At 64.8% G+C, this 22,063-nt stretch carries 22 protein-coding genes and 1 pseudogene; 16 read left to right on the top strand and 7 right to left on the bottom strand.

The annotated features are described in order from the left end of the window. Positions 1 to 4 precede the first annotated feature (4 nt). Positions 5 to 175 carry a hypothetical protein gene (locus tag EEB15_RS33950; protein WP_199236476.1) on the bottom strand — a complete coding sequence of 57 codons (171 nt, stop codon included), beginning with the start codon at positions 173 to 175 and terminating at the stop codon, positions 5 to 7. A gap of 137 nt (positions 176 to 312) precedes the next feature. Here EEB15_RS33950 and EEB15_RS07505 point away from each other — a divergent pair, with 137 nt between their 5' ends. After that, positions 313 to 1,119 (top strand): beta/gamma crystallin-related protein, encoded by an 807-nt coding sequence (locus EEB15_RS07505; RefSeq protein ID WP_141509187.1) that lies wholly within the window; start codon positions 313 to 315, stop codon positions 1,117 to 1,119. A 10-nt stretch (positions 1,120 to 1,129) separates the two neighbouring features. On the opposite strand, the gene EEB15_RS07500 is transcribed toward EEB15_RS07505, so the two are convergent. Further along, positions 1,130 to 2,029 carry a CoA transferase gene (locus EEB15_RS07500; protein ID WP_141509186.1) on the bottom strand — a complete coding sequence of 300 codons (900 nt, stop codon included), beginning with the start codon at positions 2,027 to 2,029 and terminating at the stop codon, positions 1,130 to 1,132. An 81-nt stretch (positions 2,030 to 2,110) separates the two neighbouring features. Here EEB15_RS07500 and EEB15_RS07495 point away from each other — a divergent pair, with 81 nt between their 5' ends. The 5 genes and pseudogenes from EEB15_RS07495 to EEB15_RS07475 form a co-directional block, all read left to right on the top strand. Beyond that, positions 2,111 to 2,956, top strand: coding sequence for a MaoC family dehydratase N-terminal domain-containing protein (locus tag EEB15_RS07495; RefSeq protein ID WP_141509185.1), 846 nt, complete (start codon positions 2,111 to 2,113; stop codon positions 2,954 to 2,956). Positions 2,957 to 3,036: 80 nt separating this feature from the next. After that, entirely contained in the window at positions 3,037 to 4,014 is a 978-nt protein-coding gene (locus EEB15_RS07490) for a tripartite tricarboxylate transporter substrate-binding protein (protein WP_141509184.1), read from the top strand. Positions 4,015 to 4,107: 93 nt separating this feature from the next. Beyond that, positions 4,108 to 5,544, top strand: coding sequence for a DUF3943 domain-containing protein (locus EEB15_RS07485; protein WP_141509183.1), 1,437 nt, complete (start codon positions 4,108 to 4,110; stop codon positions 5,542 to 5,544). Continuing rightward, positions 5,535 to 6,230, top strand: coding sequence for a tetratricopeptide repeat protein (locus EEB15_RS07480; protein ID WP_158290030.1), 696 nt, complete (start codon positions 5,535 to 5,537; stop codon positions 6,228 to 6,230). Before EEB15_RS07485 ends, EEB15_RS07480 begins: the two co-directional genes overlap by 10 nt. 104 nt (positions 6,231 to 6,334) lie before the next feature. Further along, a pseudogene (locus tag EEB15_RS07475) lies at positions 6,335 to 6,868 on the top strand (class I SAM-dependent methyltransferase); the annotation flags it as partial. 63 nt (positions 6,869 to 6,931) lie between these two features. Here EEB15_RS07475 and EEB15_RS07470 read toward each other — a convergent pair. Further along, complete coding sequence (locus tag EEB15_RS07470) at positions 6,932 to 7,255, bottom strand: H-NS family nucleoid-associated regulatory protein (protein WP_158290029.1); 324 nt, start codon at positions 7,253 to 7,255, stop codon at positions 6,932 to 6,934. A 204-nt stretch (positions 7,256 to 7,459) separates the two neighbouring features. Here EEB15_RS07470 and EEB15_RS33610 point away from each other — a divergent pair, with 204 nt between their 5' ends. Further along, a complete protein-coding gene (locus tag EEB15_RS33610) occupies positions 7,460 to 7,615 on the top strand; it encodes a hypothetical protein (RefSeq protein WP_158290028.1) in 156 nt (51 codons plus the stop codon). 161 nt (positions 7,616 to 7,776) lie between these two features. On the opposite strand, the gene EEB15_RS07465 is transcribed toward EEB15_RS33610, so the two are convergent. Together EEB15_RS07465 and EEB15_RS07460 are read right to left on the bottom strand one after the other, a co-directional pair. Beyond that, on the bottom strand, positions 7,777 to 8,094 hold the full coding sequence (locus tag EEB15_RS07465) for a peptidyl-tRNA hydrolase (RefSeq protein WP_141509179.1): 318 nt from the start codon (positions 8,092 to 8,094) through the stop codon (positions 7,777 to 7,779). 51 nt (positions 8,095 to 8,145) lie between these two features. Further along, positions 8,146 to 9,114 carry a DNA-binding protein gene (locus tag EEB15_RS07460; protein WP_158290027.1) on the bottom strand — a complete coding sequence of 323 codons (969 nt, stop codon included), beginning with the start codon at positions 9,112 to 9,114 and terminating at the stop codon, positions 8,146 to 8,148. A 167-nt stretch (positions 9,115 to 9,281) separates the two neighbouring features. Here EEB15_RS07460 and EEB15_RS07455 point away from each other — a divergent pair, with 167 nt between their 5' ends. From EEB15_RS07455 to EEB15_RS07440, 4 genes are all read left to right on the top strand, one after another. Next, positions 9,282 to 10,451, top strand: coding sequence for a tyrosine-type recombinase/integrase (locus EEB15_RS07455; protein WP_141509177.1), 1,170 nt, complete (start codon positions 9,282 to 9,284; stop codon positions 10,449 to 10,451). A gap of 145 nt (positions 10,452 to 10,596) precedes the next feature. Further along, complete coding sequence (locus EEB15_RS07450; protein ID WP_233259391.1) at positions 10,597 to 11,835, top strand: ATP-binding protein; 1,239 nt, start codon at positions 10,597 to 10,599, stop codon at positions 11,833 to 11,835. Between the two features lie 39 nt (positions 11,836 to 11,874). Further along, the gene (locus EEB15_RS07445) at positions 11,875 to 13,182 is read left to right on the top strand and encodes a hypothetical protein (RefSeq protein ID WP_141509176.1); all 1,308 of its coding nucleotides are present in this window, start codon (positions 11,875 to 11,877) and stop codon (positions 13,180 to 13,182) included. A gap of 60 nt (positions 13,183 to 13,242) precedes the next feature. Beyond that, on the top strand, positions 13,243 to 13,848 hold the full coding sequence (locus EEB15_RS07440; RefSeq protein WP_141509175.1) for an HAD family hydrolase: 606 nt from the start codon (positions 13,243 to 13,245) through the stop codon (positions 13,846 to 13,848). An 89-nt stretch (positions 13,849 to 13,937) separates the two neighbouring features. Here the strand turns inward: EEB15_RS07440 and EEB15_RS07435 are convergent, their stop codons facing one another. Then, a complete protein-coding gene (locus tag EEB15_RS07435) occupies positions 13,938 to 14,255 on the bottom strand; it encodes a YnfA family protein (protein ID WP_141509174.1) in 318 nt (105 codons plus the stop codon). A 60-nt stretch (positions 14,256 to 14,315) separates the two neighbouring features. On the opposite strand from EEB15_RS07435, the gene EEB15_RS07430 reads away from it, so the two are divergent. From EEB15_RS07430 to EEB15_RS07410, 5 genes are all read left to right on the top strand, one after another. Then, positions 14,316 to 14,708: a hypothetical protein gene (locus EEB15_RS07430; RefSeq protein WP_141509173.1), complete on the top strand. Its 393-nt coding sequence runs from the start codon at positions 14,316 to 14,318 to the stop codon at positions 14,706 to 14,708. A gap of 76 nt (positions 14,709 to 14,784) precedes the next feature. Continuing rightward, the gene (locus EEB15_RS07425) at positions 14,785 to 16,068 is read left to right on the top strand and encodes a TolC family protein (RefSeq protein WP_141509172.1); all 1,284 of its coding nucleotides are present in this window, start codon (positions 14,785 to 14,787) and stop codon (positions 16,066 to 16,068) included. Next, complete coding sequence (locus EEB15_RS07420; RefSeq protein ID WP_141509171.1) at positions 16,065 to 17,678, top strand: efflux RND transporter periplasmic adaptor subunit; 1,614 nt, start codon at positions 16,065 to 16,067, stop codon at positions 17,676 to 17,678. The genes EEB15_RS07425 and EEB15_RS07420 overlap by 4 nt, the downstream gene beginning before the upstream one ends. Continuing rightward, positions 17,675 to 20,869 carry an efflux RND transporter permease subunit gene (locus EEB15_RS07415; protein ID WP_141509169.1) on the top strand — a complete coding sequence of 1,065 codons (3,195 nt, stop codon included), beginning with the start codon at positions 17,675 to 17,677 and terminating at the stop codon, positions 20,867 to 20,869. Before EEB15_RS07420 ends, EEB15_RS07415 begins: the two co-directional genes overlap by 4 nt. Then, the gene (locus EEB15_RS07410; RefSeq protein WP_141509167.1) at positions 20,866 to 21,213 is read left to right on the top strand and encodes a copper-binding protein; all 348 of its coding nucleotides are present in this window, start codon (positions 20,866 to 20,868) and stop codon (positions 21,211 to 21,213) included. The genes EEB15_RS07415 and EEB15_RS07410 overlap by 4 nt, the downstream gene beginning before the upstream one ends. 17 nt (positions 21,214 to 21,230) lie before the next feature. Here the strand turns inward: EEB15_RS07410 and EEB15_RS07405 are convergent, their stop codons facing one another. Next, complete coding sequence (locus tag EEB15_RS07405) at positions 21,231 to 21,875, bottom strand: thiol:disulfide interchange protein DsbA/DsbL (RefSeq protein ID WP_141509165.1); 645 nt, start codon at positions 21,873 to 21,875, stop codon at positions 21,231 to 21,233. Positions 21,876 to 22,063: the final 188 nt, after the last annotated feature.

The following is a 22,063-nucleotide window of genomic DNA, read 5'->3' as shown; positions in this document are numbered from 1 at the left end:
CTGTTTATCCGCCTTTGTGAGGGCGCTTGCCGGGGTTCTTCTTGTTGCGGGTGGCGGTGCCGCGCTCCTGGCTGCCCTTTTGGCCGCCGCCCGCCTTCTTGACCTTGATGCCCTCTTGCACCTTGACTGCGGGGCTGGCCTTGCGGTCTGCTTCGGTGACGATCTTGTTGCCCATGTAATTGCTCCTGTTACGAACTTTGCAAACCCGACATTAGGCCATACCCGCGCGTGGGCCGTTGAATGGGGGCAATGTCTTACATTGCCGTGAGCCTTCGTGGCTTACGCTAAAAGCATCTCAACAGGAGAACTCGAATGAACTTGAAGCTCAAATCCGCGCTAGTCGCCACTGCGATCCTCCTGGGCTCGCAGGCCATGGCCCAGATCACCATGTACGAGCACGATGGCTTCCGCGGCCGGGCGCTGACGACGGACAGGCGCATGGGCGATCTGGTGCGCCAGGGCTTCAACGACAGGGTGAGCTCCATCGTCGTGGAGCACGGCCGTTGGGAGGTCTGCGAAGACGCCCGCTTCGAGGGCCGTTGCGTCCTCCTGCGGCGCGGCAGCTACGACTCCATGCAGCCCTTCGGCATGAACGACCGCATCTCGTCGGTCCGCCCGGTCGAACGCGGCCAGGGCCGCGACGTGAGCGAGGTGCCGCCTCCGATGGAAACGCCCAACTACGCCTGGCGCCGCCGCGCCAGCGAGCGCCTCTATGAAGTGCCTGTCACGTCGGTGCGGGCCGTGGTCGGCCCGCCGAACCAGCGCTGCTGGGTCGAGCGCCAGCAGGTGGCGCAGCCCGGCCAGCCCAACGTGGGCGGCGCCGTGGCAGGTGCATTGATCGGCGGCATCCTGGGCCACCAGGTGGGCAAGGGTTCCGGCCGCGACGTGGCCACGGCCGGCGGTGTGGTCGCGGGTGCGGCTATCGGCGCCAACACCGGCGGCGGAAGCACCGGCTCCGTGGGCTACCAGGACGTGCAGCGCTGCCAGCAGGTGGCCAGCACCACACCGGCGTACTGGGATGTCGCCTATGTCTACCGCGGCATGGAGCACCACGTGCAGATGACGGCGCCCCCCGGCCGCACCATCACCGTCAACGGCAACGGCGAGCCGCGCCAGTAAGCGGCCAGGTTCATTCCGCTGCCATCGTGTGCAGCGGTATGTCTTTCTCCGCGGCCAGCCGGTCGAGCTGGCCGCGCGTTTGCGTAAGCAGGAATGCCTCGATGGCCTGGTGGGTGGCCGGGGCAAGCATCGGGCGCATGCCAGGCGGCACCGGCGCGCCGGCGGCCTCGCACAGGGCAGCCGCAAAGTGCGGCTCCAGTGCCGCGACGGCCACGCGACCATCCTTGCAGGCGTACACGCGATAGCCCGCGTGCGCACCACCCACCGAGCCCGTAGGCAGGGTGAGGCCCCATTCGCGCGGCAAGGCGAGGTAGCGGGCGGCCTCGGACAGCGCGACTTCGATGAACACGCCGACCGGATGCGTGTCGCCCGTGCCGGCATACCGCTCGCTCTGGAGCAGGGCGGCCTGCAGCACGGCTTCGCTCGCCATCAACGACCCGCTCATGTCGGCGTACAGGGTCGCCGGAAGTTCCACGCCTTGCACCAGGCCCAGGCCCGCCATGTAGGTCAGGTCATGGCCGGGCTCTTCGGCACCGGCGCCGGGCGCGCCGACGATGGCCACGTGGCAAAGGGACGGGTACCGCGTGTGCAGCATTTTCCAGTCCAGGCCCAGCTTGTCGATCGCGGAGGGACGGAATGAGGTCAGCAGCACGTCCGTCTTGGCCAGCTCGTTGTGCAGGATCTTCTGCCCGGCATCCGTCTTGAGGTCCGCCGTGAGCACTTTGACGCCTTCATGCAGTTGCGCATAGGCCGGCTTGTTGTAGTGCCCCATGGGGTCGCCCGCGGGCGGCTCGAGCTTGACGCAGGTGGCCCCCATCTGCCGGCAGCGCATGAGCGCGGCGGGGCCTGGGAGGTTGAGCGCGAGGCTGAGGATGCGGGTGCCGCGAAGCGCGGAGGAAGTCGTGGCCATGGTGCTGCTTCCGGAAGGGCTTTTGTGTGAGACTAGCAGACAGCGCAAAGCGTCCACAACACCAAGCCGGTCACAGCATCCATGACACTCGAGGCCGAATCCCTCACCGCCTGGAAAGGCCGCAGCGAGAGCGCCGAAGACCTCGTCACGCCCGCGCCGGTGCGCATGCTCCGCGCTGCCCTCGACATGCCTCCCGACGACAGCGCCACCGAGCTGCCGCCGTTGTGGCACTGGCTCTACTTCCTGCCGTCGGCGCGGCAATCGCAGCTGGGTGTCGACGGGCATCCCGAACGCGGCGGTTTCCTGCCGCCGGTGCCCCTGCCGCGGCGCATGTGGGCCGGCGGGCAGCTGGAGTTCTTTTCGCCGCTGCGTGTAGGCGACGCGGTGCGGCGCGTTTCCACCATCGACGATGTCAAGGTCAAGACCGGCCGCACCGGCGAGCTGTGCTTCGTGCGTGTGCGCCATGAAGTGAGCAGTCCGCGCGGGCTGGCGCTGCGCGAGTTCCACGACATCGTGTACCGCCCCGAACCGCTGGCGGGTGCGGCGGAACCGACATATGAGTCGGCGCCCGTCAGCGTGCTGGCGCGACGGGTTGTGCCTGACGACGTGCTGCTGTTCCGCTATTCGGCGCTGACGTTCAACGGCCACCGTATCCATTACGACCGCCGCTACGCGACCCAGGTCGAAGGCTATCCCGGCCTGGTGGTGCATGGGCCGCTGATGGCCACTTTGCTGGCCGGCCTCGCGGGGCGCCAGTTCGTTGGGCGCGTGGCAGCCGCGTTCTCATTCCGGGCATTGAAGCCGGTGTTCGACCTGCATCCGTTCGAGGCCTGTGGGCGCCCCGATGGACCCGATGCGGCCGAACTGTGGATACGCGACGTTGCGGGGCACAAGGCAATGGCCGCCCGCATGGAATTCGCGAGCTGAGCTGAGCTGGGCACGCACGGGTACATACCGATTTCCGGGGCGCGAACTCGCGGTAGGCTGAACCCACCGCAGGAGACTCCATGAAGTTGAATCGTCGTTTGCTCGTCGCCGCTATCGCCGGCCTGTTCAGCACCGCGCCGCAAGCGCAGCAAGCCTGGCCGGCGAAATCGGTGACGCTGGTCGTTCCATTCGCGGCCGGAGGTCCCACCGACGTCGTGGCGCGCACGCTTGCGGCTTCCATCAGCAAGACGCTGGGTCAGACCGTCGTCGTGGAAAACAAACTCGGCGCCGGCGGCACCGTGGCGGCGGGGTACGTGGCCCGCGCCGCGCCGGACGGCTACACCTTCTTCATTCACCACAACGGCATGGCGACGTCGACGGCGCTGTACCGCAAGCTCGCGTACAACCCGCTGACTGACTTCGAGTTCGTGAGCCAGGCCGTGGACGTGCCGATGACGCTGCTGGCGCGCAAGGACTTTCCCGCGAACAACTTCCAGGAGCTGGCCGCCTACGTCAAGACCAATCCGCAGAAGATCAACCTGGCCAACGCCGGACTCGGGGCGGTGTCGCAGCTGTGCGGCATGCTGTTCGAGCGCGCGCTCGACGTGAAACTGACGGCCGTGCCGTTCCAGGGAACGGCGCCGGCCATGAACGCGCTGCTGGGCGGGCAGGTCGACATCCTGTGCGACCAGACCACGCAGACCATTCCGCAGATCAAGGCGGGCAACGTCAAGTTCTATGGCGTCACGACGAAGAGCCGCATCAAGGCGCTGCCGGATGCGCCGACCTTGCACGAGCAGGGCCTGAAAGACTTCGAGGTCGTGGTGTGGCACGGCATCTACGCGCCCAAGGGAACGCCCAAGCCCATCATCGACCGCATGAATGCCGCGGTGCGTGCGGCACTGAAGGATCCCGACGTCGGCAGGCGCATGGCCGACCTGGGCGCCGAGATCGTTCCAGACAGCAAGCTCAGTCCCGAGGGCCTGCAAACCTGGCTCAAATCCGAGATCGACAAGTGGGGCCCGATCATCCGCGCCACGGGCACCTTCGCCGACTAGAAACCCGCTGAACGATTCGCGGCTTTGCGTCCTACAGTCCGGGCGCATCAAGCTCAACAGAATGGCAGGGCGCCGCCGGCGTGGGAGCCCTCCATGAGATTTGCAGTCAGCAGACTTCGCAGAACGTGCCTTGCCTTTGTGTTCGCGGTGCCGTGGGCATTCGCCCTTCAGGCGTACGCACAGGATGGGGCGCCGAATGAGCCGGTTGCCGATGCGGCTTCAGCACAACCCGCCGAACCCGCCGGGAAAGACTACGTGCTGCCGGCGATGGAGATCATCGGTTTCGACTTTCTTCTCAATCGAGCCAACCGCTGCTGCGGCACGGGCCGCGACGACTACGCGGTGAGCAGGGACTCGATCCGCCGCAACCTGCGCAGCAGCTGGGGGGTCGACGCGGACCCGTTCCTGACCAACCAGCTCGGCCACCCGTACCAGGGTTCCATGTACCACGGCTTCGCGCGATCGGCCGGCCTGAGCTATTGGGAGGCGGCAGGCTACACGTTCGCCGGCAGCGCGATGTGGGAAGTCTTCGGCGAGCAGACGCCGCCGTCGCGCAACGACCAGGTCTCGTCCGGCATCGGTGGCAGCTTCCTCGGAGAAGCGCTCTACCGCATGTCGAGCCTCTTGCTGGAAAAGGGTGGCGGGATGTCGCCGTTCTGGCGCGAAACCGCTGCGGCCGTCATCTCGCCTGCCAACGGATTCAACCGGCTGGTCATGGGACGCCGCCTCGACAGCGTCTTCGCGAGCCGGAACCCGGCGTACTACAGCCAGGTGCAGGTGGGCTACATGGGCACGGCGCGCAGCGCACCGGGCACGTCCACTGTCGTGAAGCGCAACGAACTCCAGGCCGATTTTTCGCTGGACTACGGCATGCCGGGGAAAGATGGATACCAGTACACCCGGCCATTCGATTACTTCTCCTTCCATACCACCGTTTCGAGCGCGGGCACTTTCGAAAGCGTGCTGACGCGCGGGCTGCTGGTGGGCCGCGACTACCGCGCCGGCAAGGACTATCGCGGCATCTGGGGCCTGTACGGCAGCTACGACTTCATTTCGCCGCAGACCTTCCGCGTTTCGAGCACCGCGCTGTCGCTGGGCACCACGGGTCAATGGCGTGCGAGCGAGAACGTCGCTGTCCAGGGCACGGTGATGGGTGGGCTGGGCTACGCGGCCGTCGGCACCATCAACGGCGCAAGCGAGAACGCCTACCGCTATGGCGTCGCGCCCCAGGCACTGGCTTCGCTGCGCGTGATCTTCGGCGGCAAGAGCAGCCTGGACATCACCGGCCGCGAGTACTACGTCAGCCGGGTCGCGGGGATCGGGCAGGGCGGGCACGACAACATCTCGCGCGCCGATGTCTCGTACACCTGGAGGGTTCGCGATCAGCACGCCTTCACGCTGAAGTACTTGTGGAACCGCCGGCACGCCACGTTCGCCACCCTGGGTGACCGCACCCAGTCGCGAGGCACAATCGGCATCTTCTACACGCTGCTCGGGTACGAGCACTTCGGGAAGGTCGATTGGAAGTAGCTGGCTTGAGGGCGGGATGGGTATGCGCGTGGCTGTTGCTGGCCGCGGGATGTGGCAATGACGTTGCCGAGGCCCTGTGCGACGGCGGCACAAGGCTGGCTCGCGAGGGCCGGCATGAGGAAGCGGTGCCGGCCATCGCCAAATGCCTTGGCCAGACGGGGCTGTCCGACATGACGCGCGCGCACGCCCTGCAGAGCCGGGCCTGGTCGCATTCGAACCTGTCGCAACATGCGCTGGCCCTGGCGGACCAGGAAGCGGCGTTCAAACTCCGGCCGGCGAAGGACCACCGGGAGTTCATCAACTATGCGGTGTACCTGAGGCAGGCGGGCCGGCACGATCAGAGTCTGTACGCGGTCCTGTCGGCCGAACGGGCCGAGGGCGGCAGCAGGCCCAGCATGATGACCCAGTACCACAAGGGTTGGGCACTGTCCGGGCTTGGCCGCTACAAGGAGGCCGTGGAAGCGTTCACGGAGGGCATTCCGGCGCAGCCCGACTACGCGTATGTCTACTGGCGTCGCGGCCTGGCTCACGAGGCCCTGGGCAACAAGGAATTGGCCGCGCGCGATTTCGAGCGCTGCGCGCAACTGCTCATCGACAAACGCGAAGTGGCGGCCGCGGGCGAGGTTTTGCCGGCGCTGCGGGAGAAGCTCGCGCAGTACGGGCTGGACAAGCGGTTGCCGATCTAGGGCCGCAGCGAGCGCCGAGCGAGCCGTGCCCTTGACGGGGCCAGCGGCGGGGCGCATCCTGCGCGTCTGCCTCGGCATACGCGCAACCAGGGAGGACCAAGCCCATGTCCACAATCGATTCCGTTTTCGCCGGCTCCATCCCGAAGCTCTACGACGCCTGCATGGTGCCGATGCTCTTCGAGCCCTATGCCGTCGACCTGGCGAACCGGCTGCGCGCGATGAAACTCTCGCGTGTGCTCGAGCTGGCGGCCGGGACCGGCGTCGTGACGCGGGTGCTGGCGTCGACGTTCGGCAAGGATGTGGCCATCGTGGCCACCGACCTCAACCAGGCGATGCTCGACCAAGCTGCTTCCGTGGGGACCGCCCGGCCGGTCGAATGGCGCCAGGCCGATGCGATGCAGTTGCCCTTCGAGGACGAGTCCTTCGATGCGGTGGTTTGCCAGTTCGGCGCCATGTTCTTTCCGGACAAGGCCAAGGCCTTCGCGGAAACGCGGCGCGTGCTGCGGTCGGGCGGTGTCTTCGTCTTCAACGTATGGGACCGGATCGGGGAGAACGAATTCGCGAGCGTGGTGCAAACAACGCTCGAATCCATCTTCCCCACGGACCCGCCGCGATTCATGTCTCGCACGCCGCATGGCTAGGGGTGATCTCGGTTTTCGAGCGCAAACCTGATTTGGTCGCCGAATCTTGTTTAGCGACAGCTACTTAGCGCTGCGCAGATGCCGGCCTCGTGCTCGAAAATCTTCCAGCGTCTTTCCCAGTGCAAGAGCTTCGTTGACCCAGGCTGGACGGCGTCCTCTGCCAGCCCAAGTGTTGCCTTCCGCGTCTCGATACATGGGCGCCCCATTGCCTGAACCCTTACCCGACTGAGATGCTTTCTGCTGAGCCACCTTCGTCTTGCCTGCGGTCAATTCAAACAAGTCGGCAGGCACGAGCTCGAACTTGGCGATCGCCTCCTTCAGGAGCGGAATAATCTCCTCCGCCTCGCTGGCCTCGGTCATGGCTTCTTCGAGGCGCTTTTTCATCTGGTTAAATGTCTTTGGCACCGATTTCTCCGGTTCAGGATGCTGGGACGGCTGCAACTATTTCCGACGCTCCTTGAGGAGCCTACCGCTTGACGGCATGAGGCTTGGCTGAGATTCGCGAATTTTTCGCCATCGGCATTGAAAATTCTTGGATTACGCGTCACTGCGCGATTTCAAGACTGTGGACTGTTCGTAATTTCGTGCATGGATACGGCGGGCATTCACCGAACATGCTTCGATTTGCTGGTCTTCGCGGGACTGGCAGAATTCGACTTCCTTGGGCGCTCCCTTGAGGGTTTCGCCGTCGACATCGTTTCGATCCGATTCCTCGGGGGCAAGCCGGGATACGGCCAGAAATGACACATAGGCAGCTTTCCGCGGCGCGACGTTGCTCCAGCTGGAGTGGTCGTCCGACCCACACGGACCTCACCCTCAGGGTCGTCAAGAGGTCGGCGCCGCTGGGTGCCACTACCTCAGGAATAAGTCGAATCGACAAAAACTAGCCGGTTTGACCAAATTCACTAAACGGCCGGCGGGTCGCGGTACAGCTTCAGGAACTTGAACATCTTTGGCCATTCGTGCCGCGGCTTGAAGACGATCGCGACTTCCTGGTCACCGAGCGCCGACTCGGTCAGCACCACGTGGTCGGCCACCTGCTTGGCGTTTTCGAACTCCTTAGCGTTCACCTTGCACACCGCCTTGAAGAACGGCCCGGACAGCCACTCTCGCACTTCCGGCTCGTTCTGAAACCTGAGGTAGCCGGCGAGGGACGCGTGCGCGACGGCCACCATGGCGAAGCCAAGCGGGATGTCGTCGCGGACCAAGATGTACATCTTCATCAGCGGATTTTGGCTGAAGGGCTGTACCCCCGATCTTCGAGCCCGCTCGAGTCAGATCGCAGCCTTGGAGGGCTTGGACTTTGCTGGGGTGCTACGTTGTGCGGTGCGAGTGCCTGGCGCTCTCTTGACAGCGGCGGCCTCCAGCCTCTGCCTCGTCGCATCCAGTTCGCGGGTCTGCTGCTCGCGCTGCTCCAGCAGTTCCGCGACGCGGCCCTCCAACTCGCCACTGCGCTGGCGTAGCGCGTCGATCTGCTGTTGGCGCTCCAGGACTTCCTGACGGTGTCCATCCGCATGCCCGGCCATCTCGCGTCGCAGTTGCTCGATTTCCTTCTGGAGCTTGCCGGCGTTGCCGCGCTCACGGTCCACCTCCAGCAACGCCCGTTTCATCTCGCCCGCATGGCGCTCCTCGGTCGCGGTTGCCACTGTGCGTTGTTGTTCGAGTTCCCGGGTGAATCGTTCCTGGGCTGCATTCAGCGCTGCCTGCAACTCCTGGCGGTGGACCGCGGCGGCTTCGACCTGGCGCTGCTGGGCGGTGACCTCGCCTTGGGCTCGGGCCAACTCGCTTTGCAGCTCCATCACCCGCCCCTGAGCGGTCCGCAGCTCATCCCTTGTGGTACCCAGCGTCGCCTCTGCGGCGTCCGCCCGCGCGCCGGCGGACTGGGCGAGCCCTTCGGCCGCCACCACGGTCGCGCGCGCTTCCTCGCGCTGTTGCGCCAAGGTGTCCTGCGCGGCCGCCTGCGCCTGCTGCCACAGGGCGCCGACCATCTCGCCGGCGGCGGCCTGCAGCGGCTGGGGGAGATCGGGATGCTCGATGCGCACGCGACTCTTCTCGCGCAAGGTTTCCCAGAACCTGGCCAGCGCCTCGGCCGGCGCGCTCATGCTGCCTTTGCGCACCAGCTGGTACAGCTTGTTGGCGGTGGGGGTGAGCCCATAGCGGAAGAACAGCAGCACGCACACCTCGCGGTACAGATCCTGCGTCTCGGGATGCTGCGCGCGCAGGGCCTCGATCTCGGCCTGCATCCGGGCTTCAGTGGCGGGTAGAGTGTCCATGGGAGCCGCTTTCGTTCTAATACTGAAAATAATACAACGTAATACGTTGAGTAATTTTCAATTTCATCAAGTCTATGGACATAATCAATCTAATGTCCATAATATCAGGCGATGCGGCCATTTCCAAGTAGCTCACCGTGAATCCGCTGGTCACCCCGGATCAGTTGGTATTTCCCGCTCGCCTGGATGGCAGCCACGGGCGCAATCGCGCTACCTCGCCGGGGCAGTTGACCGCGACCGACGACCGCTCGGCAGTCCTCGCCTGGCTGGCTCGATATACGGACTCTCCGGCGACCCTGGCCAGCTACCGCAAAGAGGCCGAGCGCCTCATGCTGTGGTGCGGGCTACAGCATGGCGTGGCGCTGTCAGACCTGACTCACGAGGACCTGTTGATCTACCAGCGGTTCCTGGCCGACCCGCAGCCGGCCGAGCGCTGGGTGATGGCACCCGGTCAAAAGCCCAGCCGGACTTCGCCGTTGTGGCGACCTTTTGCGGGTCCGCTAGGTGCGTCGAGTCAGCGCCAAGCTCTGTCGATCCTGAATGCCATGCTGTCTTGGCTCGTGGAAGCGGGGTATCTCGCCGGAAACCCGCTGGCCCTCAGCCGGCGCAAACGAAGGCACGCGGCGCCGCGCGTCAGCCGCTTCCTCCCCATGGAGCATTGGACAATCGTCAAGACCACGATCGAGGCGATGCCCGTCACCACCGAGCGGGACCGACTGCACGCCTCACGCTGCCGCTGGTTGTTTTCTTTGCTCTACGTCGGTGGGCTGCGGGTTTCGGAGATTTGCAATGCAACTATGGGCGGTTTCTTTAGCCGCCGCGGCGCCGACGGCCGCGAGCGCTGGTGGCTCGAAGTCATTGGCAAAGGAGGCAAGGCCCGGCTGGTACCGGCCACCAGTGAACTCATGGCTGAATTGATCCGCTACCGCAAGGTGGCCAGCTTGAGCCCGCTGCCACTCGAAGGCGAGGCCTTGCCCCTCATGATTCCGCTGATCGGCCCTGCCAGACCCATGGCACGTAGCGCGATCCACGAGATCGTCAAGGCGGTGATGCGCGACAGCGCAGCCCGGCTGCGCCAGCGCGGGCCCGAATTCGAGGCTGCTGCCGCTCACCTTGAGCAGGCGTCCACGCACTGGATGCGCCACACAGCGGGCTCACACCTGAGCGAGAAAGCCGATATCAAGGTGGTTCGCGACAACCTGGGCCACGCCAATATCAGCACGACCAGTGTCTATTTGCATTCCGAAGATGACGCCCGCCACGACGCCACGGCGGCTGTGCATCGGGTTGGGTGGGCGACCTCGTGATTGGGCGGTAGCGAACCGCAACCCTCAAAACGCGCCAATTTGTACGAGAAGGACGATCCCGAGCTGAGGTGCGTTAGGAAAGGGGAGCTTTTATCTTGATTTATCCAATCTTGATAATTATCCTATTGTCATAATCGGAGATAAAATGACCTATTTCAAGCGAACGCCACTGGCGACCCAGATGGCCCAGCAACTACTCAATCCAGGGGTACTGGATCAAGGACTTCGGTCCGGTTTGTTCATCGCTGGCCAGCGGCGCACCGGCAAGACCACATTCCTTCGCCAGGACCTGATCCCTGCCCTCGAAGAGCGTGGCGCGATCGTGGTCTACGTCGACCTGTGGAGCGACACCAAGGCCGACCCGGCAGCCTTGGTGAATGCCGCCGTCCGGCGCACGCTCGAGGACATGCAGGCACCAGGTTCTGGCCTGTGGGATCGCGTCAAGCGGCTGAAGGGCGTAGACGTCGGTGCGGCAGGATTCAAATTTGCCTTCAACCTCGGCGACGTGGGGGAGCCGGGTGGAACAACGCTCGCCCAGGCGCTCACAGAGGTCGTCGACCGGGCAAAGACCGACGTCGTGCTGATCATCGACGAGGTCCAGCAGACCCTCGCCTCCGATAGCGGTGCTCAAATGATGCTGGCGATCAAGGCCGCGCGGGATGCGATCAATCCGCGCCCGAACACGCCCGGGTTCTTCATCTTCATCGGGACAGGGTCACACCGTGCGCAGGTGGCCGAACTCACGCGCGGCCGCAACCAGGCTTTCGTGGGGGCGACATCGATCCCGTACCCGACACTCGACGGCGAATACGTCGAGTACCTGCTCCAAGAGTTGGCCGCGCAAAAGGCGCCGGCCATCCCCAGCCTGCCGCTGGCCACGACCGCCTTCGAAACCATGGGCTTCCGGCCCGAGGAAATGGTTCGGGCGCTGCGCATCCTGCAGCAGGAGAATCCTTCACAAGCGGACCTGGTGTTTCCGGCCATTGCCCACGCGCTGAAGACAAGCGCCGCGGACACAGAGCTGCGCAAGCTCGAGGACCTCGGCACGCTCGCCGAGGCGATCTTCGATCGGGTTGCGCGTGCCGAGGAGGCCGCGACGGGCTTGTACGCTGCAGACGCGCTGGCTGAATACCGCCAGGCTGTTGGCGGGGACGTGACGGCAATTCAGGTTCAACGGATGACGGAGGAGATGCGCGATGCCAACATCATTATGCGGATCGCTCACGGAGCGTATGCGGTGACGGATCCTTTCGTTCGGCAGGCTTGGAACGAGCGCAAGCATCACCTGAGGCCGGCGGGCGCCACACTTGCTCTGGAGGGCGCACCGCCCAATGTGGCGGTCGAGCCTCTGCAGCCCAAAACGAAACACAAACCTTTAGAGTAATTTTTGCGGCAGTACACTGCACCGTACCGGAACGCATCGATGACACCCGCCGAAGGCACTGACCTCACAGCCAAATTCGTTTCAGCGGTCAAAGACCTACCAGCTTGGCTGCTCACGGCACTCGCGATCGCGGCCGGGCTGCTGCTGTTCGTGCCGCAAATCAACGGCGAGCTGCCGAAGGACTACCGGCCTTGGCTAGTAGTCAGCGTTGTCTTGTTCGGCGTGTTGGCAGCTTTCAAATGGATCAACGTTCTGGTTGCCGCATGGCGAGGCGGGCGAATCGAGGCCAAGGCGCGCAAGACCTTCTACATGACGCCCATTGCCCAACACTGCCGATGGTCAGTCGCCAAACAGGCAGACGGTTCCTTGGTCACACAGATCGTCGCGGATTTCGCTGTCAAGAATCAAAGTGCCGCACCTATTGGATTGATGCGCGTCCGCATCATCAAACCAAAAATTCGTGGCGAGGTTCTGACTGACATGATTACCGTGCGCGAGCAGCGTGGGCACATGCACGGCACTGCCCACTTCGACTATCGCATCGCCCCCGGAACCTCGTTGCCATCGAGGGCGATGGTGATGATCCGCGGCAAACCTCGGAAAGATGAGGGCGAAGACCTCACTGTAGTCTTCGGCGTCAGCGATGAAGACGGTCATGAGCAGCACGTCAGGGTGGTGTGCAAGGGCATGCGCAAGCCGAAGCCTAGTGACCTGCCGATCCCAGTCGAGGCGCTGCATGCGATAGTGGATCCGATTGAGAAGGACGTTGCTTCGGTCCTGCAGACGGAACTCAGCCGCTACGAGCTGAATGGTCGCCAGGCCGGTGGTCTTGGCAGTGTCCATATCGTGATGGAGGGGAAAGAGATCAAGCAACTCGGCAATGACATGCGCGTCATGCAGGCCACGACGAATCAGGAGATCGTGTCCGAAGCGGGAACCGCCGAAGTGAAGTCCGACAACCTCGACGCACTCCTGGCCCTTCATGGGCGGCTGGCTACTGATGATGAGCGCGCGCGCTTCGTCAATGCACTGCTGAACCGCCTTCAGGACGACATGGGCTATGCGTGCGTCGCATACCTGATCGTCTTGGTGCTGTGGAAGATCGGCCTGCTTGGCGAGGCGCTGGAGGCCGCGATGTTCGGATTGCCTGAGGATGACCGAAAGGATTTCGGGCTGAGCAACGCGCTGATGATGCTGAACGGCCTTCTCCGCTACCGGCATCCCGACTTCACGCCCGACATGCTCGACACCATCGAGCGCTTCTTGCAAGGGTCACAGGAACACTCGTTCCGCATCCCGCAGAAGATCGCGGCGATACGCGCGCAGCGGCTGTTGTTGCCTGCGTGAAGCGACAATCTGCATCCAACACAGAATCACCCTTAAATCGAACGAGCAACAAGAGCTTTCATGGCAAGAAAAGGGATCATTGCGCTGGACGCGGACGGGGTCCTGCTGGACTACGGCTTGGCCTACGCCGGCGCGTGGCAGAAGGCCTTTGGCCAGCTTCCGCGCGAGCGCGACCCACTTGCCTATTGGCCGATCGACCGTTGGGACGTTGAGCGTCTGGCTGACGAACGCCTGGACATGTTGCGGCGCTGTTTCGACGAAGAGTTCTGGTGCGGCATTCCACCGGTGCCAGGCGCCGTGGAAGCCTGCCACCTGCTCATTGCAGCCGGGTTTGAGTTGGTATGCGTCACGGCGCTACCCGAAGAATTTCGCTCGGCCCGCGAGCGCAACTTGCGCGCCCACGGTTTCCCGATCGACATGGTCCACGCCACCGACAACATCGCACCAGGTGGCCACAGTCCGAAGGCGGAGACCTTGCATCGGCTGCGGCCGGTAGCGTTCGTCGACGACTACCTGCCGTACCTCATCGGGATCGACAGCAGCATCCACCGCGCACTGATCATGCGGGCCGCAACTGGCTCACCCAATGTCGGTGAAGCATTGCGCTTCGCCGACTCGCAGCACGCTGACCTGTCGGCATTCGCCAAATCGTGGACGCGCCAGTGAGCACCTGGGGAGCCTGAGTCCTGTGCTGCGGGAGGCGGAGATGAGTTGCGGCAACCGTGTCAATCTGCACCGAAAGGACGATCACCCCGCTATCGAGGCTGGAATGCGATGAGGCCCATGCCGGCCAGGCTGATGGCGACCCCGGCGACGTCCCACGGGGTCGGCCTTATCCCGTCGATGGCCCACAGCCACGCGAGAGCCACACCGATGTAGACGCCGCCGTAGGCTGCATAGACGCGTCCAGCTGCTGCGTCATGAAGGGTGAGCAACCAGGCGAACGCGACCAGGCTCAAGGCCGCGGGAACCAGCAGCCAGCCACTACCTCCTTTGACCCACCAGAGGAAAGGCAGGTAGCAGCCGACGATCTCGGCGATGGCGGTGACGACGTAGAGGAAGAATGTTTTCACTATCGAGGCTCCTTTACGCGGTGCGAGCATGGCGCCAAGCGTACAACTACAATTCCCTCCATGTTCCCTCGTCGACGTCATCGCCTGATCACGGTGCTCTTCGCGCTGGTCAGCCTGCTGTTCATGCAGCTGGCGGTGGCGGGCTATGTTTGCCCGGTCGAAGACAAGGTCGCCGAAGTGGCAGCCATGGCCGAGGTCGGCATGCCCTGTGCCGGTGACATGCCCACGGTGGACGCCGAGCAGCCCGGCCTGTGCCATGCGCACTGCCAGTCCGCGCCACAGACCGCCGACAAACTGCCGTCCGTGGCCCCTGTCGGTGCCGTGGCGACCGGCTTCACCTACACCATCGAGCCGGCGCGCGCGCCGGTGGCCGCGCCCCTCGGGCGCGCCCCCTCTATGTTGCGCACCACGGCTCCGCCGATCTCGGTACGCAACTGCTGCTTCCGCATTTGACAGCCCAGACCGTTTGACCGCTGCCTGACGCATTTCGCGTGCAACGGCAGAGTGTTCTTCGTTGTCTGGAGTTGCCATGCCTGTTTTTCTATTGAGGCGCCTATGCGCGCCGGCCGTGTTGGCCGCCTACCTCGGCGTGCCCGTGTGGGCGGTCGAACCTTTGACGCTGCCGCAGGCGCAAGCGCTTGCCGTTGCCCGGTCGCAGCAACTCGCGGCCAACAACGCCTCCATCGCGGCGTCTCGCCACATGGCCGTCGTCGCCGGCCGGTTGCCGGACCCCGTGCTCAAGCTGGGCGTCGAGAATCTTCCCGTCAACGGGCCGGACCGCCTGAGCCTGTCGCGAGACTTCATGACGATGCGCCGCATCGGTTTGTCGCAGGAGTTGCCGGGCCCGCACAAGCGCCAGCTGCGCGCGGAGCGTTTCGAGCGGGAAGCCGACCGCACCCGAGCCGAAAGCCAGCTGAACCTGGCCACCATCCAGCGCGAGACAGCCATCGCCTGGATCGAGCGTTACTACACGCAGCAGATGCGCGAGCTGGTCCTGCGGCAGCTCCAGGAAGCCGAACTTCAGCTTCAGGCCACCCAGTCGGGCTTCGGCGCGGGGCGCAACAGCCAGGCGGATGTCTTCGCTGCGCAGACGGCGCTGGTCATGCTGGAGGACCGATTGAGCCAGGTCGACAAGCAGGACACGAACGCCGCCTGGATGCTCAACCGCTGGCTGGGTCCCGATGCCGCGCGGTCCACCAGCGGTGCCCCGCCTTGGCAGTCCACCAGTCTCGAGGAGGGCCCGTTGAATGACCACATCCTGTACCACCCCGACCTTGCGATGCTCAGGGCGGAGGTGGAAGCCGCGCACACCGAGGCGCGCCTGGCGCAGGCCAACAAGAACGCCGACTGGAGCATCGAGGCCATGTACAGCCAACGGGGCTCCGCCTACTCCAATATGGTTTCCGTCGGAGTCTCGATTCCTCTGCAATGGGACCAGAAGAACCGCCAGGACCGTGAAGTCGCGGCCAAGCTCGCCATGGTCGACGAGGCGCGCGCGAGATACGAGGAGATGCGGCGCCACCATGAGGCCGAACTCCGCACCCTGCTGAACGAGTGGAAGACCGGAAAGACCCGGGTGGCACGTCACCAGGATGCGCTGGTCCCGTTGGCGAAGCGGCGTTCCGAGGCTTCCCTGACCGAGTACCGCAGCGGCAAGGGTTCGCTCGCGGCCACGTTGCTGGCGCGGCGCGACGAAGTCGATGCGCGCATGCAGGCGTTGACGGTCGAGATGGAAACCGCCCGCGCCTGGGCGCAACTCAACTTCCTCATCCCGGATCACAACCCCGCCGCGCAGCGCCAGGAGAAACCATGAACAGGAAACTTGCCGTCACGGTGATAGCCACCGCTGCTGCGATCGCGCTGGTCGTGTATGCGGCTTTCGAACTGGGCAAGCGGCAAGCGGGCAGCACGGGTGCGAGCGTCTCGGCGACGCCCGCTTCGACATCGCCGGAAAACCTCCCGCAAACCATTGCGCAAGGCGAAGAGGCCACGCGCCGCCACATGGCGGCCGGCATCAAGGCCGGCGACATGGACCCGGCCAACGGCCACAAGATCCTCTACTACCACGACCCGATGGTGCCCGGAAACAAGTTCGACAAACCGGCCAAGTCGCCTTTCATGGACATGATGCTGGTGCCGGTCTATGCGCAGGGCGACACCGACCAGGGCAAGGTCGCCGTCAGTCCACGCATCCAGCAAAACCTGGGCGTGCGCACGGCGCTCGTCACCGAGGGCAAACTGACGCCGCAAGTGGCCGCGGTGGGCAGCATCGCCTTCAACGAGCGCGACCAGGCCATCGTCCAGGCGCGCGCCACCGGCTACGTGGAACGCTTGCACGTGCGCGCGACGCTGGACCGCGTCAACAAGGGCCAGCCGCTGGTCGACCTCTACGTGCCCGACTGGGTGGCGGCGCAGGAGGAGTTCCTGTCGCTCAAGCGGATGGAGAGCACCGACCTGGCGGACCTGGTCGACGGCGCCCGCCAGCGCATGCGGCAGGCGGGCATGAGCGAGGACCAGATCCGGCTGGTGGAGCGCACCGGCAAGGCGCAGGCGCGCACCACGATCTTGGCGCCTATCGGGGGCGTCGTCGCGGAACTGACGGCGCGCGAGGGCATGACCGTGATGGCCGGCGCTCCGCTGTTTCGCATCAATGGGCTCGCCACGGTGTGGGCGAACGCCGAAGTCCCCGAGAGCCAAGCCGCCCTGATTCGGCCAGGGGCGATGGTGCGGGCCCAGACCCCGGCGGTGCCGGGTGTTTCGTTCGAAGGTCGGGTCCAGGCGCTCTTGCCAGACGTCAACGCCGCCACGCGCACGCTCAAGGCCCGCCTCGAGTTGGCCAACCCCGGTGGGCGACTGGTGCCGGGCATGTTCGTCTCCATGCAGTTCATGGACATGCGTGGCGAAAACGTCTTGCTGATTCCCACCGAAGCCGTGATCCAGACCGGCAGGCGCACCGTGGTGATGGTCGCCGAAGACAACGGCAGGTTCCGGCCGGTGGAAGTGCAGGCGGGTATCGAGTCGGGCGGCCAGACCGAGATCAAGCGTGGCCTGCAAGCCGGCCAGAAAGTCGTGGTCTCCTCCCAGTTCCTGATCGACTCGGAAGCGAGCCTGAAAGGTGTCGAGGCCCGATTGAACGACGCACCGAAGCCTTCGGCGGCCAACACCGCCGCCCGGCACGAAGGCGAGGCCAAGGTGGAAGCCATCGGCCGCGACGCGCTGACGTTGTCTCATGGGCCGATCCCTTCGATCCAGTGGGGACCGATGACCATGGACTTCAAGCTGCCGCCCGCGGGCGCGATGCCGCGCAACCTGGAAGTCGGCGACCGCATCACCTTCGAGTTCTACATGGGCGCCGAGGGACCGCAGCTGACCCGTGTCTCTCCCGGCGCAGCCCCGGCCACCGCCGCCGGGGGCAAGAAATGATCGCGCGGCTGATCCGCTGGTCCATCGTCAACCGGTTCCTGGTGCTCCTGGCCACGCTCGTCATCAGCGCCTGGGGGGTCTACTCGCTGCTTCGGACGCCGCTGGACGCGCTGCCCGACCTGTCGGACGTCCAGGTCATCATCCGCACGACCTACCCCGGGCAGGCGCCGCGCATCGTCGAGAACCAGGTCACCTACCCGCTCACGACAACCATGCTCTCGGTGCCGGGCGCCAAGACCGTACGCGGTTACTCGTTCTTCGGAGACTCTTTCGTGTACGTGCTGTTCGAGGACGGCACGGACCTGTACTGGGCGCGCTCCCGGGTGCTTGAATACCTCAGCCAGGTCCAGTCCCGCCTGCCGGCTGCGGCCAAGCCCTCGCTCGGGCCGGACGCGACCGGCGTCGGCTGGATCTACCAATACGCGCTGGTCGACCGCGGCGGCACCATGGACGCGAGCCAGCTGCGCGCCCTGCAGGACTGGTTCCTCAAGTACGAGCTCAAGTCCGTGGCCAATGTCGCCGAGGTCGCCTCGGTGGGCGGCATGGTGCGCCAGTACCAGATCGTGCTGGACCCGGACAAGCTGGCCGCCTATTCCATCCCTCACACCAAGGTGGCGGAAGCGGTTCAAAAGGCCAACCAGGAAAGCGGCGGCTCCGTGCTCGAATTGGGCGAGGCCGAATACATGGTGCGCGCCTCGGGCTACCTGCAGTCACTCGACGACTTCCGGCAGATCCCGCTCATGACCACGCCGGCCGGCGTTTCCGTGCGCCTGGGCGACGTGGCCCGCATCCAGGTCGGCCCGGAGATGCGGCGCGGCATCGGCGAGCTGGACGGTGAAGGCGAAGCCGCCGGTGGCATCATCGTCATGCGCTCCGGCAAGAATGCGCTGGAGACCATCGCGGCCGTGAAGGCCAAGCTCAAGTCGCTGCAGGCCGGCCTGCCCAAGGGCGTGGAGATCGTCCCGGTGTACGACCGCTCCAGCCTCATCGAGCGCGCCGTCGACAACCTGGCCTTCAAGCTGACGGAGGAGTTCCTGGTGGTCGCGCTGGTCTGCTTTGCGTTCCTGTTCCACCTGCGCTCAGCCTTCGTGGCCATCATCTCGCTGCCCCTGGGCATCCTGGCGGCCTTCATCGTCATGCACTACCAGGGCGTCAACGCCAACATCATGTCGCTCGGTGGCATCGCCATCGCCATCGGTGCGATGGTGGACGCGGCGGTGGTGATGATCGAGAACGCCCACAAGCACCTCGAGACCTGGAAGCACGACCACCCCGGCGGGAAGCTCGAAGGCGAGGCGCGCTGGCGGGTGATCGGGGACTCGGCGGCGGAAGTGGGGCCAGCGCTGTTCTTCTCGCTGCTGATCATCACGCTGTCGTTCATCCCGGTGTTCACGCTGGAAGCGCAGGAGGGCCGGCTCTTTTCGCCGCTCGCCTTCACCAAGACCTACGCGATGGCGGCAGCGGCGGGCCTGTCGGTCACGCTCATCCCCGTGTTGATGGGGTACCTGATTCGCGGAAGCATCCCGGACGAGAAGGCCAATCCCCTCAGTCGCTTCCTGATCGCGGCCTACCAGCCGCTGCTCGAACGGGTCCTGCGCGCGCCCAAGACCACGTTGGGGATCGCGGCCCTGGTGCTGGCTGTGAGCCTGTGGCCGCTGCAGCACATCGGCGGCGAGTTCATGCCCAAGCTCGATGAAGGCGACCTGCTGTACATGCCGTCGGCGCTGCCGGGACTGTCGGCGGGAAAGGCCGCCGAACTGCTGCAGCAGACCGACCGGCTGATCAAGACGCTGCCTGAAGTCGCCAGCGTGTACGGCAAAGCGGGACGCGCGGAAACGGCGACCGACCCCGCGCCCCTGGAGATGTTCGAGACCACGATCCAGTTCAAGCCGCGCGACCAGTGGCGCGAGGGTATGACCTCCGACAAGCTGGTGGAGGAACTTGATCAGCTCGTGAAGGTCCCCGGCCTGGCCAACATCTGGGTGCCGCCCATCCGAAACCGGATCGACATGCTTGCCACTGGCATCAAGAGCCCGGTGGGCGTGAAGGTCGCGGGCGAGAACCTGGCCGAGATCGACCGGGCAACGGCGGACATCGAGAAGGTGCTGAAGGACGTGCCTGGCGTCACCAGCGCTCTTGCCGAGCGCCTCACGGGCGGGCGCTATGTCGACGTGAACATCCGCCGCGATGCCGCCGCGCGTTTCGGCATGAACATCGCCGACGTCCAGTCGGTCATCGCGTCAGCCGTCGGCGGCGAGAACATCGGCGAGACCGTGGAGGGCCTGCAGCGCTTCCCGATCAACATGCGCTACCCCCGCGAGATCCGCGATTCCCTGGAAAAACTGCGGACCCTGCCGATCGTCAGCCCGCAGGGCGCCCGCCTCCTGCTGTCCGACGTGGCGGAAGTGCGCATCACCGACGGTCCGCCGATGCTGCGAAGCGAGAACGCCCGGCTGTCCGGCTGGGTGTACGTGGATATCCGCGGCCGTGACCTGAGGTCCGCCGTTCGCGACATGCAAGAGGCGGTCGCCGCGAAGGTGAAGCTGCCGCCCGGCTACTCAATCTCCTGGTCGGGTCAGTTCGAGTTCCTCGAGCGCGCCACGGCCAAGCTGAAGGTGGTCGTGCCGTTCACGCTGCTGATCATCTTCGTGTTGCTGTACCTGACCTTCAAACGCTTCGAGGAGGCGTTCCTGATCATGGCGACGCTGCCGTTCGCGCTGGTGGGTGGCATCTGGCTGCTCTACCTCCTGGACTACAACCTCTCGGTCGCCGGCGCCGTGGGCTTCATCGCGCTGGCAGGAGTTTCGGCCGAGTTCGGCGTGATCATGCTGCTGTACCTGAAGCACGCCTGGGAAGCGCGACTCAAGCGGGGCACAACCGGCGAGCAGGACTTGCTGGACGCCATCCGCGAGGGCGCGGTCCTGCGGGTCCGCCCCAAGGCCATGACCGTCGCGGTCATCCTGGCCGGCCTGTTCCCGATCATGTGGGGATCGGGCACCGGCTCGGAGGTCATGCAGCGGATCGCCGCCCCGATGGTCGGGGGAATGATCACCGCGCCGCTGCTGTCCATGTTCGTCATCCCGGCGGCCTACCTGTTGCTCCGGCGCCGGCGAGAGGGTGCGGCGACGGGAACCAAGTTGCCGAGTCGCAAATCAGTTTTCTTCAACCTGTTCACAAGGAGAATTTCATGAGCAAGTCAGCGTTAGTTTTGGCCATGGTCCTGGGAGTTGCGACGTCGGGTGGTGCCCTGGCGCAGCAAAAAATGGATGACATGAAGGGGATGGACATGGCCAAGAAGTCGGCCGCCGGCGCAACTGCCACTCACCAGACGAAGGCAACCGTCAAGAAGGTCGATGCGAAGGCCGGCAACGTGACGTTGGCGCATGAGCCTGTGCCCAGCTTGAACTGGCCGTCGATGACCATGGCCTTCAAAGTCAAGGAGAAAAAGCTGATGGACAAGTTCAGTGAGGGCAAGAGCGTCGAGGTCGAGTTCGTCAAGGACGGCAATGACTATGTCGTCAAGTCGGTGAAGTAGACCGGCTCGCCTGCTGCTCAGCGTACCTTCCTTGCCTGTGCAATCAGATAGTCGGCAACAAGGAGGGAGCGCTGGTTCGAGCCCGCAAGGGAGCCGGATGTCAGCCATCTGCCGTCCACCCCCAGTGACGGCGTCCCCTCGATCTTGTAGCCCTCGGCCAACTGGTTCGCCTGCCGAATCTTGGCGGCGACGGAGAAAGAGTTCATCGTCTCGATGAAGCGGGACCGGTCAACGCCGTTCTTTGCAACAAAGGCGGCGATGTCGTCGGCGTTGTCCAGGTGCTGGTGTGGATGGGCCTCGTGATTGGAATGAAACACCTTCCGGTGCAGCTGCTCCACCAACCCCAATGCCTCGATGGCGAAATACAGCGCCTGGTGGATCACGTATTCCGGGCGAAAAGCCACAGGGATGCGGCGAAAGAGAACGTCCCCTGGGAGCTTTTTCTGCCATGCATCCAGTGCAGGCTCGAATACGCTGCAGTGCGAGCAGCTGTAGGCGAAGAACTCGATCACCTCGATCTGCTGCGGGCTGCGAGTGCGCTGCCGTGGCGAAACGGGCACGTAGTGCTGGCCCTCAACGAGCCGGTCTTGCCCGGAGGCTCCGAGGTGAACGCCAAACAGCGAAGAGACCGCAAACGTGCAGATATGGCGACGACTGGTCATGGCGGGTCCATGGTTGAGGGGTGCATTGCGCATGCTCAGGAGGCCGAGGGCGCTCGCGGCACAAGAGGGGCGTCGCAATTCGCCAGGTTCAAATAGACTTGGCCGCCTACGCGGACATCGTCGCTTGGCTGGAGCGGCACGACTCGGTGCCGCTTGCGACTCATTTCGGTGTATGACAGCACGGCGAA

Origin of the sequence: Ramlibacter sp. WS9 (assembly GCF_003797765.1) — a bacterium.
GTDB lineage: Bacteria > Pseudomonadota > Gammaproteobacteria > Burkholderiales > Burkholderiaceae_C > Ramlibacter.
Note: the sequence above shows the minus strand (reverse complement) of the source record. Positions and strands in the feature narration are given on the sequence as shown.

Excerpts from the sequence above, each read along its gene's own strand:
- EEB15_RS07450 (WP_233259391.1), top strand. The coding sequence starts at position 10,597 with ATGACCTATTTCAAGCGAACGCCACTGGCGACCCAGATGGCCCAGCAA.
- EEB15_RS07425 (WP_141509172.1), top strand. The coding sequence starts at position 14,785 with ATGCCTGTTTTTCTATTGAGGCGCCTATGCGCGCCGGCCGTGTTGGCC.
- EEB15_RS07470 (WP_158290029.1), bottom strand. The coding sequence starts at position 7,255 with ATGAAAAAGCGCCTCGAAGAAGCCATGACCGAGGCCAGCGAGGCGGAG.
- EEB15_RS33610 (WP_158290028.1), top strand. The coding sequence starts at position 7,460 with ATGGATACGGCGGGCATTCACCGAACATGCTTCGATTTGCTGGTCTTC.
- EEB15_RS07420 (WP_141509171.1), top strand. The coding sequence starts at position 16,065 with ATGAACAGGAAACTTGCCGTCACGGTGATAGCCACCGCTGCTGCGATC.
- EEB15_RS07500 (WP_141509186.1), bottom strand. The coding sequence starts at position 2,029 with ATGGCCACGACTTCCTCCGCGCTTCGCGGCACCCGCATCCTCAGCCTC.
- EEB15_RS07445 (WP_141509176.1), top strand. The coding sequence starts at position 11,875 with ATGACACCCGCCGAAGGCACTGACCTCACAGCCAAATTCGTTTCAGCG.
- EEB15_RS07405 (WP_141509165.1), bottom strand. The coding sequence starts at position 21,875 with ATGACCAGTCGTCGCCATATCTGCACGTTTGCGGTCTCTTCGCTGTTT.
- EEB15_RS07495 (WP_141509185.1), top strand. The coding sequence starts at position 2,111 with ATGACACTCGAGGCCGAATCCCTCACCGCCTGGAAAGGCCGCAGCGAG.
- EEB15_RS07430 (WP_141509173.1), top strand. The coding sequence starts at position 14,316 with ATGTTCCCTCGTCGACGTCATCGCCTGATCACGGTGCTCTTCGCGCTG.
- EEB15_RS07465 (WP_141509179.1), bottom strand. The coding sequence starts at position 8,094 with ATGAAGATGTACATCTTGGTCCGCGACGACATCCCGCTTGGCTTCGCC.
- EEB15_RS07485 (WP_141509183.1), top strand. The coding sequence starts at position 4,108 with ATGAGATTTGCAGTCAGCAGACTTCGCAGAACGTGCCTTGCCTTTGTG.
- EEB15_RS07440 (WP_141509175.1), top strand. The coding sequence starts at position 13,243 with ATGGCAAGAAAAGGGATCATTGCGCTGGACGCGGACGGGGTCCTGCTG.
- EEB15_RS07410 (WP_141509167.1), top strand. The coding sequence starts at position 20,866 with ATGAGCAAGTCAGCGTTAGTTTTGGCCATGGTCCTGGGAGTTGCGACG.
- EEB15_RS33950 (WP_199236476.1), bottom strand. The coding sequence starts at position 175 with ATGGGCAACAAGATCGTCACCGAAGCAGACCGCAAGGCCAGCCCCGCA.
- EEB15_RS07460 (WP_158290027.1), bottom strand. The coding sequence starts at position 9,114 with ATGCAGGCCGAGATCGAGGCCCTGCGCGCGCAGCATCCCGAGACGCAG.
- EEB15_RS07415 (WP_141509169.1), top strand. The coding sequence starts at position 17,675 with ATGATCGCGCGGCTGATCCGCTGGTCCATCGTCAACCGGTTCCTGGTG.
- EEB15_RS07505 (WP_141509187.1), top strand. The coding sequence starts at position 313 with ATGAACTTGAAGCTCAAATCCGCGCTAGTCGCCACTGCGATCCTCCTG.
- EEB15_RS07490 (WP_141509184.1), top strand. The coding sequence starts at position 3,037 with ATGAAGTTGAATCGTCGTTTGCTCGTCGCCGCTATCGCCGGCCTGTTC.